General features: G+C 47.6%; 15 protein-coding genes, 1 pseudogene and 1 riboswitch. Of the genes and pseudogenes, 11 read left to right on the top strand and 5 right to left on the bottom strand.

Translation table 11 applies throughout. The features are described 5' to 3' along the window. Nucleotides 1-33: 33 nt before the first annotated feature. Both ACINLD_RS01900 and ACINLD_RS01895 read right to left on the bottom strand, forming a co-directional pair. A pseudogene (locus ACINLD_RS01900) lies at nucleotides 34-1393 on the bottom strand (serine hydrolase). A 125-nt stretch (nucleotides 1394-1518) separates the two neighbouring features. Next, nucleotides 1519-2244, bottom strand: a complete 726-nt coding sequence (locus ACINLD_RS01895) for an NPP1 family protein (protein WP_077737027.1) — start codon at nucleotides 2242-2244, stop codon at nucleotides 1519-1521. A gap of 440 nt (nucleotides 2245-2684) precedes the next feature. On the opposite strand from ACINLD_RS01895, the gene ACINLD_RS01890 reads away from it, so the two are divergent. After that, on the top strand, nucleotides 2685-3881 hold the full coding sequence (locus ACINLD_RS01890) for a DUF819 domain-containing protein (protein WP_026586462.1): 1197 nt from the start codon (nucleotides 2685-2687) through the stop codon (nucleotides 3879-3881). A 37-nt stretch (nucleotides 3882-3918) separates the two neighbouring features. Here the strand turns inward: ACINLD_RS01890 and metC are convergent, their stop codons facing one another. Further along, a complete protein-coding gene (gene metC, locus ACINLD_RS01885; RefSeq protein WP_026586461.1) occupies nucleotides 3919-5094 on the bottom strand; it encodes a cystathionine beta-lyase in 1176 nt (391 codons plus the stop codon). Then, nucleotides 5091-6209 carry a methionine biosynthesis PLP-dependent protein gene (locus ACINLD_RS01880; RefSeq protein WP_410206891.1) on the bottom strand — a complete coding sequence of 373 codons (1119 nt, stop codon included), beginning with the start codon at nucleotides 6207-6209 and terminating at the stop codon, nucleotides 5091-5093. Before ACINLD_RS01880 ends, metC begins: the two co-directional genes overlap by 4 nt. Before the next feature lie 64 nt (nucleotides 6210-6273). Continuing rightward, a riboswitch (SAM riboswitch) is annotated at nucleotides 6274-6392 on the bottom strand. Between the two features lie 126 nt (nucleotides 6393-6518). Between ACINLD_RS01880 and ACINLD_RS01875 the strand changes: the two genes are divergently transcribed. The 10 genes from ACINLD_RS01875 (at nucleotide 6519) to ACINLD_RS01830 (ending at nucleotide 13488) form a co-directional block, all read left to right on the top strand. Next, nucleotides 6519-7463: a helix-turn-helix transcriptional regulator gene (locus tag ACINLD_RS01875; protein WP_077737028.1), complete on the top strand. Its 945-nt coding sequence runs from the start codon at nucleotides 6519-6521 to the stop codon at nucleotides 7461-7463. 77 nt (nucleotides 7464-7540) lie between these two features. Beyond that, nucleotides 7541-8029, top strand: a complete 489-nt coding sequence (locus tag ACINLD_RS01870) for a DinB family protein (protein WP_026586458.1) — start codon at nucleotides 7541-7543, stop codon at nucleotides 8027-8029. Nucleotides 8030-8046: 17 nt separating this feature from the next. Then, nucleotides 8047-8499: a helix-hairpin-helix domain-containing protein gene (locus tag ACINLD_RS01865; RefSeq protein ID WP_409444884.1), complete on the top strand. Its 453-nt coding sequence runs from the start codon at nucleotides 8047-8049 to the stop codon at nucleotides 8497-8499. A gap of 123 nt (nucleotides 8500-8622) precedes the next feature. Next, nucleotides 8623-9345: an esterase family protein gene (locus tag ACINLD_RS01860; protein WP_026586456.1), complete on the top strand. Its 723-nt coding sequence runs from the start codon at nucleotides 8623-8625 to the stop codon at nucleotides 9343-9345. 64 nt (nucleotides 9346-9409) lie between these two features. Continuing rightward, nucleotides 9410-9919 carry a YjcG family protein gene (locus ACINLD_RS01855; RefSeq protein ID WP_026586455.1) on the top strand — a complete coding sequence of 170 codons (510 nt, stop codon included), beginning with the start codon at nucleotides 9410-9412 and terminating at the stop codon, nucleotides 9917-9919. 9 nt (nucleotides 9920-9928) lie between these two features. Then, nucleotides 9929-10348 (top strand): GNAT family N-acetyltransferase, encoded by a 420-nt coding sequence (locus ACINLD_RS01850; RefSeq protein WP_410206890.1) that lies wholly within the window; start codon nucleotides 9929-9931, stop codon nucleotides 10346-10348. A 162-nt stretch (nucleotides 10349-10510) separates the two neighbouring features. After that, a complete protein-coding gene (locus ACINLD_RS01845) occupies nucleotides 10511-10906 on the top strand; it encodes a GtrA family protein (protein WP_026586453.1) in 396 nt (131 codons plus the stop codon). A 26-nt stretch (nucleotides 10907-10932) separates the two neighbouring features. Then, nucleotides 10933-11823: a UTP--glucose-1-phosphate uridylyltransferase GalU gene (galU, locus tag ACINLD_RS01840; protein ID WP_410206889.1), complete on the top strand. Its 891-nt coding sequence runs from the start codon at nucleotides 10933-10935 to the stop codon at nucleotides 11821-11823. After that, nucleotides 11820-12806: a UDP-glucose 4-epimerase GalE gene (gene galE / locus ACINLD_RS01835; protein ID WP_026586451.1), complete on the top strand. Its 987-nt coding sequence runs from the start codon at nucleotides 11820-11822 to the stop codon at nucleotides 12804-12806. The genes galU and galE overlap by 4 nt, the downstream gene beginning before the upstream one ends. Nucleotides 12807-12900: 94 nt before the next feature. Then, nucleotides 12901-13488 carry a DedA family protein gene (locus ACINLD_RS01830; RefSeq protein ID WP_026586450.1) on the top strand — a complete coding sequence of 196 codons (588 nt, stop codon included), beginning with the start codon at nucleotides 12901-12903 and terminating at the stop codon, nucleotides 13486-13488. Nucleotides 13489-13535: 47 nt separating this feature from the next. On the opposite strand, the gene ACINLD_RS01825 is transcribed toward ACINLD_RS01830, so the two are convergent. Beyond that, nucleotides 13536-13793: a hypothetical protein gene (locus ACINLD_RS01825; protein WP_026586449.1), complete on the bottom strand. Its 258-nt coding sequence runs from the start codon at nucleotides 13791-13793 to the stop codon at nucleotides 13536-13538. Nucleotides 13794-13802 lie beyond the last annotated feature (9 nt).

Below are 13802 nucleotides of genomic sequence, written 5' to 3'. Positions count from 1 at the left end.
AGAGCCAGGCCGCCAAACGCTCAAGCAAAACGGTCATATCTTGCTGTTTGATTCCACTATCCGCACCGCTTCTTCCTCTGCACCATTTTGATAAATAATCAAGCGAGTTACCACACCATCCTCCAGAATAAATTCCACTTCAACAGACAATGACCTGAGGAAAAAGCGCGTTTCCGAGGCTGGAAATCATTCAAAACGGATCTGTCCGGTGATTTGCATATAAAGCCGGTCCTTATCAACTGTCACATGAGCGGCGGCGCCATCCTGAAGTGAATAACTTCCGACATATCTTTTGTAAATGGCCGGATCGATCTCTTTTTTCTTTTGATCGGCAGGGCGATCAGGGATTTTGCAGGCCTTGTCAAACAGGATATTTTCAACGGCTTCAAAGATGGCCTGTTCATATTCATCATCCTGTTCCACATTGCTCAAATAAATGAAGGTTTTTCGTTGATCGATATATCGGATCATTACGGTTGAATAGCCTGGCCAGCCTCCGCTGTGACCGACAATTCGCCCTGTTTCAGGACTGTCCCGAAGCACCCAGCCGCACCCGTAATCTACAGACTCTCCGTTTTTCAGAAAAGCGGGGGAAAAAGCAAGCTCTTTTGAGGCTTGATTGATTAAATGGTCTGTATATAAAGCCTGGTCGAACAAATATAAATCATGAATAGTTGAGTTTACGGTTCCGTCCCCCTGAATCCCGTCAAGATAGCAGACATATTTTGTTTCTTCAAGGTCATCAGGCAGAACGTACTGTTCTGTATGCACGTCATACACATATCCATACGCATAGTTCTCAATGGTTTCAGGCTGAAGCCTTCTGTTATACACCCTTGAGTTCCGCATTTCCACCGGTTCAAAGATACTTTTTTTCATATATTCGGCAAAACTCAGACCTGATGCCTTTTCAATGATAACCGCAAGCAGCACATATCCCGTATTGCTGTACAGCCAACCTTCACCCGGGGCAAAATAGCGTTGCGGCTGATGATTCACCAGCATATCAACGATATCTTGGTTAACAGCAATCTTGTTGCAGAAACCATTCCATATAATCGGGCAGCCCTGACGTATGTGTCAATAAATGGTGAATCGTTACGCCCTGATAGGGGAATCCCGTCATCCACCGTTCTATGGGATCCTCGATATTCAATGCCCCTTGCTGTGCTAATTGAAGGATCCCCAAGGCGGTGAACTGCTTGGATAGCGATGCTAATTCAAATAAGGAATGTTCCTGTAACAAACGCTTATCTGCCAGGTTTGCATAGCCGAAGGCGTTTTGATAGAGAATGTCACCGTCTTCAGCAACTAACACTGCCGCATTGATAGGACTTCTTTTATTCAACACACGAAACAGATGGACAAGCTGTTCTCTTTTTTTCTGTTTCACTTCTTCACCTCCTTTCTTTTTATACACATATGGAAATTAAAGGTTTCAACTAAAAAAAGACAAGAATACATCTTGTCTTTGAAGGATGGATATGAGCTGTTTGTCCAACCGGCTAATAAATTTCTTTATCTAAACCAAGCCTTCCCTAAATGATTCATAAAGTTTGGATCATTAAAAGGAACGTTTGCACTTCCAAAATCCGCTGTATTCAATGCGTTTCTTGCAGCAGGTGTTAAGTCTTCCCAGCCGATTAAAGGCTGCATTCCGCCTTTTGCGCTGTCAACGTATAAGCTGTGATTGATCGGTGATTGAGGAGCGTCATATCTGATCTTAGGACGATCGCCATCCATGATATGACTGTTTGGAGCTGTTTTTGCAAATTTGCCGTGTTGTGAATAGGCGATTGACAGTACCTTCGGATTTTGATTGGCCGGGTTGTCAATCCATACGACGATGCCTTCCCAGTCATGTCGATGGCCAAATGGCTTTAAGGCGATCGGTGAATCTTTCGGAAAATACCAAGCATACATGATGGCCCATACCCCGTTGTACCACGCAGATCGCGAATATACTTGTCCGACGCTTTTGCTGCAGTGGCCTTCCGGCGCTCCGGTAGGCTCTAATCCCCCGCTCGTATTGCCCTGCGCGTCTACTGCGGGAAAGGGCACACATCCGCTGGCCACCTTTAAATATGGCTGAAAGCGTTTCGCCGCTTTTTGCGTAACGGTAACAGGTGTTACTTCTTTGAAGCCTATCACTTTGTCATGATCGATGACCGCTGCGTTTGCTGATGGTGTTAAGCCGACAAAAGCCAAAACAGACAAAAAAAGCACATATGCGATTTTCTTCATTCTCAACTTCCTTTCCATTCATTTTACAGAAGGATATTGATAATTGCATTGAAGATTGCCTGGACACCAACATCATCTAAAACGTCATCGTTAACTTATGTATTTCTGCAATTCATCTCTATTTGCATTAAGACAAAACAACTGTAACCGTTTTTCTCACCCTCCTTTCATGAACTTAGTATACAAATTTTTCTGCAAATAAAAATGATCCAAAACGATTAACTTCTTGTCCATTCCAAATCTCTAAACGACAGGAATGATCATATCGATTCACAATTCGAGAAATTCAAAAAGATACTTTAGACCTAAAATGAGGTTGAACACAAACTTTCAATTCTTAATGGGATCGTTCTCTCAGTGTTCTTCTGTTCCCTATTGATCAAATCTGCCTTCCAACTTATAATTATCAGATAATTCAAAATAAAGACAGGAGGGGTTTTATGAATTCAGTCATTTCAGCGGATGATGTGTGGATGCTTTGGGGATTTATTGCGGTTTGGGCGGCGGTGAGCATTTATTTGGAGCAGCGGTTTCGCTGGGCGGCGGCGGTGTCAGGCGCGGTGCTGGCGCTTGCCGGGGCGATGCTGTTTACGAATGTGGGGATCCTGCCGACCGAATCGCCTGTTTATGACGCGGTTTGGACATATGTCGTTCCGCTGGCGATTCCATTGCTGCTTTTTCAAATCAACCTCCGGAAAATTCTCCGGGAAAGCGGCCGGCTTCTGTTTATGTTTTGCATCAGTGCGATCGGTACAATGATCGGAAGCATTTTCGCATTTTTTCTTTTTAAAGAGCAGATTCCACACCTTGACAAAATCGGCGGAATGATCAGTGCTTCCTATATTGGAGGAGGGGTGAATTTCGCGGCGATGGCGGCGAAATTTTCCCCTCCTGGAGAATTTGTTTCATCGACAGTTGTCGCTGATAACTTCATGATGGCGCTGCTCTTTTTCATTTTAATGGGCATACCGGCGGTGAAATGGTTTCAAAATCGCTTTGCCGGAGGGAAAGCGGCGGCGCCGAGACAAAACGAGGCGGAAGCCTATTGGAAACGAAAAGAAATCTCATTGCAGGATATCGCCTTAGGACTGGGAGCTGCTTTTGCGATCGTTGTCGTTTCCGTGAAAGCGGCGGCTTATTTTAAAGAACGGCTCGCTTCCGACGGCGGGTCGTTTTTCGCCCAGTTCATCTCCGGCATTCTCGGCGATCAGTATCTGCTTTTGACAACGCTGACGCTTTTCTTAACCTTCGCCTTTCCGCGCTGGTTTGAAAAGCTAAAGGGTACTCAGGAAATCGGCACTTATTTGATTTATTTATTTTTTGTGGTGATCGGCATCCCCGCAGACTTGCGGATCATCCTCATGAATGCTCCGCTCCTTTTAGCGTTTGTCTTTATCATTGCCATGTCCAATCTGCTCGTCTCGCTGGCAGCGGGAAAAATCCTCCGTTTTCGGCTTGAAGAAGTTTTGCTTGCGACGAACGCCTCTGTCGGCGGTCCGACGACGGCGGCTGCAATGGCAATTGCAAAAGGCTGGCGGGAGCTCATCGCCCCGATCATGCTCGTCGGCACGTTCGGCTATCTGATCGGCAATTATGTCGGAACAATGCTTGGAACATGGTTTTCATCACTTCTGTGATGCAAAAAAGCCGGGGAATCCCCGGCTTTTTCGTCTCCTACGTGCGGAAGAGCGTCTCCGTTACGGTTTCTAAGGCTTGTGCGAAGTCCGCCTGTAAATCATCGGCATGTTCGACACCGACGCTCAGTCGCAAAAGTCCGTCGGTAATGCCCCGTTTTGCGCGCTCCTCTTTCGGCATGGCGGCATGCGACATTTTCGCCGGATAGGAGAGAATCGATTCTACCGCTCCAAGACTGACGGCAAAGACGGGGAGAGAGACATGTTCCACAACCTGTTTGACGGCTTCCGCATCCTCCAGCTCAAAGGAAAGCACCGCGCCGGCGCCGTTCGCCTGCTGTTTGTGAACCGAAGCGCCCGGATGTGAAGACAGTCCCGGATAATACACTTGTTTGACGGCAGGATGGTTCACGAAAAACTCGGCGAGCTGCTGAGCCGTCCTGCTCGCTTTTTCAAGCCGCACCTGGAGCGTTTTCAGCCCTCTCAGCACAAGCCAGCAGTCCTGAACACCGAGGACCGCGCCAAACGAATTTTGCAGTTTATAAAGGTCTTCCCCGAGCTTTTCGTCTTTGACGACGGCAAGCCCTGATAAAACGTCGCTGTGGCCGCTTAAAAATTTCGTTGCGCTGTGGAGCACGACATCAACGCCGAGCTCAAGCGGACGCTGAAGCGCCGGGGTCATGAACGTGTTATCGAGAAACGTCAGGCAGCCGTGCGCTTTCGCCAGCTTGACGACGCCGGTGATATCGGTAATGCCGAGCGTCGGATTTGACGGTGTTTCTAAGTAGATGACTTTTGTGTTTTCCTTGATGTTTAAAGCAATTTCATTTAAATCCGTCATATCGACGAATGTGTGCTCAATCCCGAAGCGGCTCAGCACGTCTGTAATCATCCGGTACGTTCCGCCGTAGACATCCTTTGTGACCAGGACATGATCCCCTTTGGACAAAAGCAGAAAAGCGGTGGAAATGGCGGCCATTCCCGAAGAAAACGCAAAGCCGCGCGTCCCCCCTTCCAGCTCGGCGATCGCGTCTTCAAGCGCCTTCCTTGTCGGCGTTCCTGAACGGCTGTAGTCATATTCGCCAAACTGGTCAAATGAGCTTTGATGAAAGGTGGAGGCATGCTGGATCGGTACGCTGACGGCTCCTGTTGTTCCATCGGTTTTATGCTGATTGTGGACAAGCTTTGTCTCGAGTGTCCAATTTCCCTTACTCATCGGCCAACCGCCTCCTCTTTCACTTTCTGCAATGCCTGCTTGAGGTCATCCTTCAAATCCGCTGCATGCTCAATTCCGACCGAAAAACGAAGGAGCCTGTTGCAGACGCCGCCGGCGATGCGGATTTCTTCCGGTATATCCATATGGGTCTGTGTCGCCGGATAGGTGATGAAGCTTTCAACACCTCCAAGGCTTTCGGCGAAGCAGATTGTTTTTAGGTTTTGAAGAAACGGGTTGACCCATTCCTCCTTTTGGACACGGAATGACAGCATGCCGCCTTTTCCCGGATAAAGAACATCGGCAATTTCCTCCTGCTCTTTTAAAAAGGCCGCGAGCTCACGCGCGTTTTCCTCGTGCTGCTTCATTCTGAGGGCCAGCGTCTTCATGCCTCTCATCAAAAGCCAGGAGTCAAACGGTGACAATACTGCGCCGATGGCGTTTTGATGCTGAAACATCTCTTCTGCCAGCTCTTCGTCTTTGGCGACGACAAGCCCTGCCAAAAGGTCGTTATGGCCGCCCAAATACTTTGTCGCACTATGGATAACAAGGTCAGCTCCCAGTTCAATCGGCTTTTGCAGCACCGGGGTGTAAAACGTATTGTCGACAATCAGAAGTAAATCATGGGCTTTGGCGATTCCAGCGACTTTTTGAATATTGGTTTCCTGCATCAGCGGGTTAGTCGGGGTTTCCACAAAAAGCGCTTTTGTGTTCGCCGTGATCTTTGATTTGATACAGTCTTCATCTGCAAAATCATCATACAAAAAGCGCAGACCGTATTTCTTCCATTCATTTTCAAACAGACGGTATGTTCCTCCGTATAAATCCGAGGAAACAATCAGCTCATCTCCGCTTTGAAACAGAGCCATGATCGTCTGAATGGCGGCCATACCCGAACTGAACGCAAAGCCGCGCGTCCCCCCTTCGAGTTTCGCGATCGCATCTTCCACAAGCTGTCTTGTTGGATTTTTTGTGCGGATATAGTCAAATCCGGTTGATTCCCCGATTCCTTTATGCCTGTAGGCGGACGAGAAATAAACGGGGGGGTTGACGGTTCCCGTTATTTCATCACTGCGGTTTCCGATTTGCGCCAATGTTGTTTGTACATGTTCAGTCATATGACACCATCCTTTAAAAAGTAAAAACCCCTTCTTCATAAGAAGAAGGGGGATTATGCGCTTCTTCTTATCTCCCAAGCATTCGCTTGCTGGATTTAGCACCTTGGTACACTGGACAAAGTTCAGTGCAGACCGGTTGCTGAGGTTTCAAAGGGCCAGTCCCTCCACCTCTCGTGATAAGAAATCTGTTTAATTTTCTGATTGTTCTTTACTTTAAACTAATTCAGGACATTTTTCAAGAGTCTTTTTTTTACCTTTCGACCGCCTACATAGTGGTATGATGAAAAAAACGGCCAGTGGGAGGAAGCGATGCCTAAAACACAGCGATTAATCGAATTGATGATGACCATTCAAACAAAGCGAAAATTCACCGCCGGGGAGCTTGCAGCCGAATTCGGGGTTTCCTACCGCACCATTCTCCGGGACTTGGACGAGCTGAGCGCGCTCGGTGTCCCCATCTATTCCGAAACAGGCGCCAATGGAGGCTATTATTTGCTGAATGAGCCGATGCTGCCCCCGCTTTTTTTCACAGAATCTGAGGCAGCCGCCATGTTTTTCGCCTATCAATCTTTGCAGTTTTTTGGCTCGCTGCCCTTCGAAACGGAAACGAGGACGGTTTTAAAAAAATTTTATCATCACCTCCCGGAAAACACGCAAAAGCGGATCGATGCGATGAAGGACAGGATCGTCTTCTGGAATCCGCATCGTCCAAAGGCGGCAGAGCATTTAATCACATTGCTGGATGCCGCTGTAGAGCAATCCGTTTTAACCATCCATTATGAGGGAGCGGCAGAAACGAAAAGATCAATACAGCCGATCGGCTTATACAGCTGGAATGGTTTCTGGTATTTGCCGGCATACTGTTTTAAAAGGCGGGCTTTCCGGCTGTTTCGCGCAGACCGCATTGTCAAAGCGGAAAAAACAACAGACGAACAAGCCCTCTCTCTTCCATATCAATCCGTTCTCAGCTGGATTCAGACTTCTGAAAGCAAGTGTCCGGACCCCGTTCGTTTATGTGCACAATTGACACCGGCCGGCGTAAGACAGGCGATGTCTGACCTTGATTTGGCGAAAATCGTTGCCATGAATGAAGACGGAAGCGGCTCGATCAATACAGATATTCCAACAGCGGAAATGGACTATATTGCTGACCTATTATGGAATTTAGGCGCTGAAGCTGTTGTGATCGAACCGGCGGAAATCAAAGAGCGCCTAAAACAAAAAGCGGCTGAGCTTTTGGTGCGCTACAGCTGATTTTTTCGAACCATGACAAAAGCTGTCAGGATTGCGTGGTAAGATCAAGGTATATTCACGTAGAAAGGGTGACGCTGATGAATGCTGTTCACACAATGCGAGATGTTCTCTTGCACGAAATGGAAACGGGGGTGCGATCGACATGCCTTCTTTTCGAAAAGGTGAAGGAATCTGACTGGTCCTACCGCCCCGCCGACAACATGCGCAGTCTGAAAGAGCTCGCTTGCCACCTTGCCGCCATACCGGAATCAGACCTGGCGATTATGCAGGAAAAAAAGCAAAGCGATATCGCTGTCATTGAAAACCGCTATGGGGACTTCCAATCTGCGGATGACATGACGCAAGCCATGAAAACAGGCTTTGAACAATTGAAAACCTATTTCGTCTCCATGTCAGATCAAGCATTGTTAACAAAGAAAACAACACCGTTTTATCTTGAAGAAGGCATGACCCAAAGCCGCTGGCTGGCGGAAACACTCACCCATATCTTCCACCACCGCGCCCAGCTGTTCAACTATTTAAAACAGCTTGGTTATCAAGTCAGCATGTTCGATCTCTATATTTGAATGAAGGTGATTTTGATATGAAGCTTCCTCTTACAGACAAAGAACGCTCCGGGTTAAGAGCCGCCAAGGTCAAAGTAAAAGACACAGCGGAAATGGAAGTGAAAAGCCTTGCTCAAGCGCTCGGTTCAACTATGGCGCGGGCCAAATACATCAAAGCGCTCGCCCAATTCCAAACGGTTCCTTCCATCGGCCCGAAAATCGCTCAGGAGGTCATCGATTTAGGCTTTTATTCGCTCGCTGACATCAAAGATGAGACAGGTGCGGATTTGATCATCCGCCTCGAAAAGCGAAAAGGCTATTGGGAAGACCCTTGTGCAGAAGATGCGCTGCGCTGTATCGTCTATTACGCCAACAATCCCGGAAGCGGGAAAAGCTGGTGGGATTTCACAGAAGAAAGAAAAAGATACCGCGAGCAATACGGATATCCTGCGGATCGACCGTCCACCCCCTGGTATGAGAAAAAACGCTGAAAGGCTGCCGATTTCCGGCGGCCTTTTTGATAAGCGAAAATTGCGTTTCGCAAGAGAATTTTTGTGAAATTCGTGTTACAATGTATGGAAACGTTCACAACATCATTTCTGGAGGAATTCACCTTGGCTATGAAAACAGGAGTCATTCAGGAAAAAAAGCTTTTTTCAAAAGAGCTCGGCGAAGAAATGGAGCTTTTGGTCTATCTGCCCGCCTCCTATTCCCCGCTCTACAAATACCATGTCATCATCGCCCAGGACGGGCACGACTATTTCCGGCTCGGCCGCATCAGCCGCCAGCTTGAGGAACTGCTTAACAACGGTGAAATCGAACGGTCCATCATCATCGGCGTTCCTTACAAAAACGTGCAGGAAAGACGGCTTACATACCATCCGGAGGGCTCGAAGTTTGAAGCTTACAAACGCTTTCTCGCACATGAACTTGTTCCTTTCGCAGACCGTGAATATCCGACATACCAGGTCGGATCAGGGCGGACCCTGATTGGTGATTCGCTCGGCGGGACGGTCTCCTTGATGACAGCGCTTGATTACCCGAATATGTTCGGCAATGTCATCATGCAGTCCCCTTATGTCGATGACCATGTATTGGACAAGGTGCTGCACTCCGATTCCCTGCAGCTGATCTCCATCTGCCACCAAATCGGCACAAAAGAAACCGAAGTTCACACAACAGATGAGCAAATACTCGATTTTACGAAGCCCAACCAAAAACTGAAAGACTTGCTTCAACAAAAGAAGGCGGACTATGACTTTGAAACATTTGATGGTGATCATAAGTGGACGTACTGGCAGCCTCTGATCACCCCTGCTTTAAAAAAAATGCTCTAGCTCTCCGTATATCGGCCTATCTTTGATATACTAAACCATATAAATTGTTTAAGGAGGGAACAAAATGAAATACGGTATTGTGTTATTTCCATCAAAAAAACTTCAGGATATTGCAAATTCCTATCGAAAACGCTATGATCCGAATTACGCTTTAATCCCGCCTCATCTTACACTAAGAACATCTTTTGAAGCGTCTGAAGAAAAAATCGGCCAAGTCGTGCAGCAGTTGCGAGAACTGGCAAAAGAACTCAAGCCGATCCCGCTCAAAATCACGAAATTCAGCTCTTTCGCTCCCGTGAACAATGTCATCTACATGAAAGCCGAACCGAACGAGGAGCTGACAGAGCTTCACGAAAAAATGTACAGCGGCGTTTTGGAAGACAAACCGGAATATGCGTTTGTTCCCCATGTCACGATCGCCCAAAACCTGTCAAATGACGAGCATTCCGATGTCCTCGGCTCGCTGAAAATGAGAGATGCGTCACACGAAGAAACCGTTGACCGCTTTCACCTGCTTTACCAATTGGACAACGGCTCGTGGACAGTGTATGAAACTTTTATTTTAGGAGAGTGATGAGTCCCAGTGGAAGCCGTCATCGCGAAGAATAAACAACAGCTGGAAGACGCATTTTTTGTAAGAGAAAAAGTATTTATCAAAGAACAAAACGTATCTCCGGAAGAAGAAATGGATCATCTCGATCAAGAGTCTTCACATCTTGTTATCTATGACGGAAAAGAGCCGATCGGAGCCGGGCGTCTCCGCCTTGTCGACGATTTCGGCAAGCTTGAACGGATCTGCGTCCTCAAAAGCCACCGCTCGCTTGGCATAGGCAACCTGATCATTGAAGCGCTCGAACAGGAAGCCCGGAAACAGGGGGCTCATCAATTTATGCTGAACGCCCAGACGCAGGCCGTCCCATTTTATGAAAAACACGGCTACAAAGTCGTTTCAGAGGAATTTTTAGACGCGAATATTCCCCATGTGAAAATGGTGAAAAAGTAATCGTTCCAAGTCAAATTGGAACGGTTTTTCTTTTCCCGGAAAAACATTTCATAGTTTGTTCATCTTTTGTTTATCGTTTATTCAACATTATCCATTAAAGTTGTTTTTAAGCTTTGAAGGAAGCGCTAAAAATCCGATGGGAGGTCAAAATCGAATGCCGCTATGATCAAACAGAAGCTCGTCACATTATTTCGTTTTGGAACCGTCGGAGTCGGAAACACACTCATTGATTTCGGCGTATTTTTCCTCCTGACGTCACTCCATGTCCCCTACCTTATCGCTCAGATTTTCTCCTATTCGGCAGGGGTGGCTAACAGCTATATCTGGAATCGGACATGGACGTTTCAAGTCAAAGAAAAAGCCCACGGAAAGGAAGTTTTCCGATTTATCATCATCAATTTAGCAGCGTCAGCCATGACTTTTCTGCTTCTATACGCTCTTCAACAAAGGGGGCTGTCCCTTGTGATCAGCAAAATAGCAGCAACTGTTCTCGGCATGGCGGTCAATTTTGCCGGTAACCGGCTTTGGGTGTTTCAGGACCCGGAAACAAATCGATAAACAAAAATGAACAGGAGTGAAGGAATATGAAAGTAAAAAAAGCCGTCATCCCAGCAGCGGGGTTGGGAACAAGATTTCTCCCGGCGACAAAAGCGCAGCCGAAGGAAATGCTGCCGATTGTCGATAAACCGGCCATACAATATATTGTCGAAGAAGCCGTCCAATCAGGAATAGAAGATATTTTGATCATTACAGGAAGAAATAAGCGCTCGATTGAAGATCATTTTGACCGGTCGGTTGAGCTGGAGCAAAGTCTATTAAACAAAGGAAAAACTGAAACATTAAAGGAAATACGGGACATTGCCGACATGGCAAACATCCATTACATCAGACAAAAAGAGCCCCTCGGACTCGGGGCTGCGGTGTTGTCAGCACGTCACTTCATCGGTGATGAACCGTTCGCCGTCCTGCTCGGCGATGACATTATGGTTTCGGAAAAGCCGGCTCTCCAGCAGCTCATCGATGTCTATGAACAATACCAGACAGAAGTCATCGGCGTTCAGACGGTTGAACCGGCAGATGTCAGCAAATACGGGATCATCCAGACGACCGTGCAAAAAAATAAAGTCTATGATATTCAGGATCTCGTCGAAAAACCTTCGGTCAAAGAAGCGCCTTCCAATATTGCGGTGATGGGCCGCTATATTTTGGACCCTGCGATCTTCCCGGTGCTCGAACATACGAAAAGGGGCGCGGGAAACGAAATCCAATTGACCGACGCACTCAGGGAAATCTGCAGAACACGAAACATTTGTGCCCGGCAATTGGAAGGAAGCCGTTTCGATATCGGTGACAAACTCGGCTGTTTTAAAGCGAGCACGGAGATCGGCCTGATGCGCGAGGAAATGCGGCCAAACCTGTTAGCCTACTTGGAAAGCGTCTTAAAAAGGGAGATGCAGAAAGGAGCTTTGCGATGAAAACAGTGCTGGTCACCGGTGGTGCCGGATATATCGGCAGCCACACCGTTCTCGAACTCAAAAAACAAAACATAGCCGCTGTCGTTCTTGACAATCTGTCTACAGGGCACAGGGAAGCTGTTCATGCCCCCCACTTTTACGAAGGCGATATCAGCGACAGCGAATTGGTCAAAGCGATGATCAGGCGGCATGAGGTCGATGCTGTCATCCATTTCGCCGCAAAGAGCCTTGTATCAGAATCAATCGAAAAGCCGGAGCACTACTTTAGGGAAAATACGATGAAATCATGTGCATTTTTTGAAACGATTATCGGTGCAGGTATCAAAAACATCGTGTTTTCTTCAACCGCTGCCGTCTACGGTATAACCGGAAACAAACCGATTAAAGAAACCGATCCGCTCGCACCGGTCAATCCTTATGGCGAATCAAAGCTGATGATTGAAAAGTATCTCCATTGGGTCGGCAAAAAGCACGGTGTGAAGTGGGCCGCCCTCCGCTATTTCAATGCGGCAGGCGCCGCCTTAAACGGAGCCATCGGCGAAGACCACAATCCGGAAAGCCACCTCATCCCGCTCGTTCTGCAAACAGCCCTGGGCCGGCGGGCGGCCATCTCCATCTTCGGTGATGATTATCCGACACCGGACGGGACGTGCATCAGGGACTATATTCATGTTTTGGACTTAGCTTCGGCCCATCTTTCAGCTCTTTCCGGGATATATGAAGACAGACTGAAACAAAATGTTTATAATGTAGGGACAGGAGCCGGACATTCCGTAAAAGAAATCATTGAAACTGCGGAAACGATAACAGAACGAATCATTGCGAAAAAAACGGACGGGCGGAGAGCGGGAGATCCGCCTGTGCTTGTGGCAGACAGCGGGAAATTGCAGGAACAGCTCGGGTGGAAGCCGAAATACAGCGATTTAGAAACCATTATTCAAAGCGCTTGGGAATGGCATAAAGCCCATCCGAGCGGGTTTTAACATTCGCTTGTTTCCGTCAATAGCGGCAGGCATTTCTGCAGCTGGCCTGAAAGTTCGGCTGATGAAAGTGTAAAGGCAGGGTGAAAAAAAGAAAATGGGAAGCATAGTGAATGATATTTTAATGTGGCTGACCGATCTCGGATACCTCGGGATTGCAATCGGTTTAATGATCGAGATCATCCCCAGTGAAATCGTGCTCGCTTACGGAGGATACATGGTCTCAAACGGAACGATCACCATCACCGGAGCCGTGATCGCCGGCGTCATCGGGGGAACGATTGCCCAATTGTTTCTTTATTGGCTCGGCTACTACGGAGGACGTCCGTTTTTATATAGATACGGAAAATACTTATTCATCCAAAAGCATCATATCGAAACAGCGGAAAAATGGTTTGAAAAATACGGCGGCGGCGTTGTCTTTTCAGCCCGGTTCATCCCCGTGGTGCGCCACGCCATCTCCATTCCGGCCGGCATCGCCAAAATGCCGATTTGGAAATTCACCGGCTTGACTGTGCTCGCCATCATCCCGTGGTCGATTTTATTCGTCTACCTTGGCATACAGCTGGGCAGCAAGTGGGATCATGTCGAAAATGTCGCCCGGACATACACAACACCGATCATGTTCGCGGCTGCCGCCTTGATTATTCTCTATTTCGGGCTCAAAAAGTTTCGCAAAAAATAACGAAAACCCCGGCCTTCAACGGCCGGGGTTTTTCATGGGCATGACAGTTAAACAGACTCATTGATATGGTTTCCCCTCGTTTTCCGGCCTCCGCCCCGGCGGTTCAGCGCTTTTTTCCGCTTCTTTTCCTGCAGCCGCTTTCCGAAAGCGGACAGATTTTCCTCTCTTTTCTCCACTTCCCGGTAAGCCCGTTCGCTTGGAATATCGGCAGTTTTTTGTATATATGCATAATTTGATTTCCGGTTGATGCTGCGATTGGCGTATTGTCTATACTGATCATTGTGAACCGGCGGCAAATATCCCATCGTTCCTCC

Origin of the sequence: Bacillus sp. z60-11 (assembly GCF_046464135.1) — a bacterium.
Lineage (GTDB): Bacteria > Bacillota > Bacilli > Bacillales > Bacillaceae > Bacillus > Bacillus sonorensis_A.
Note: the sequence above shows the minus strand (reverse complement) of the source record. Positions and strands in the feature narration are given on the sequence as shown.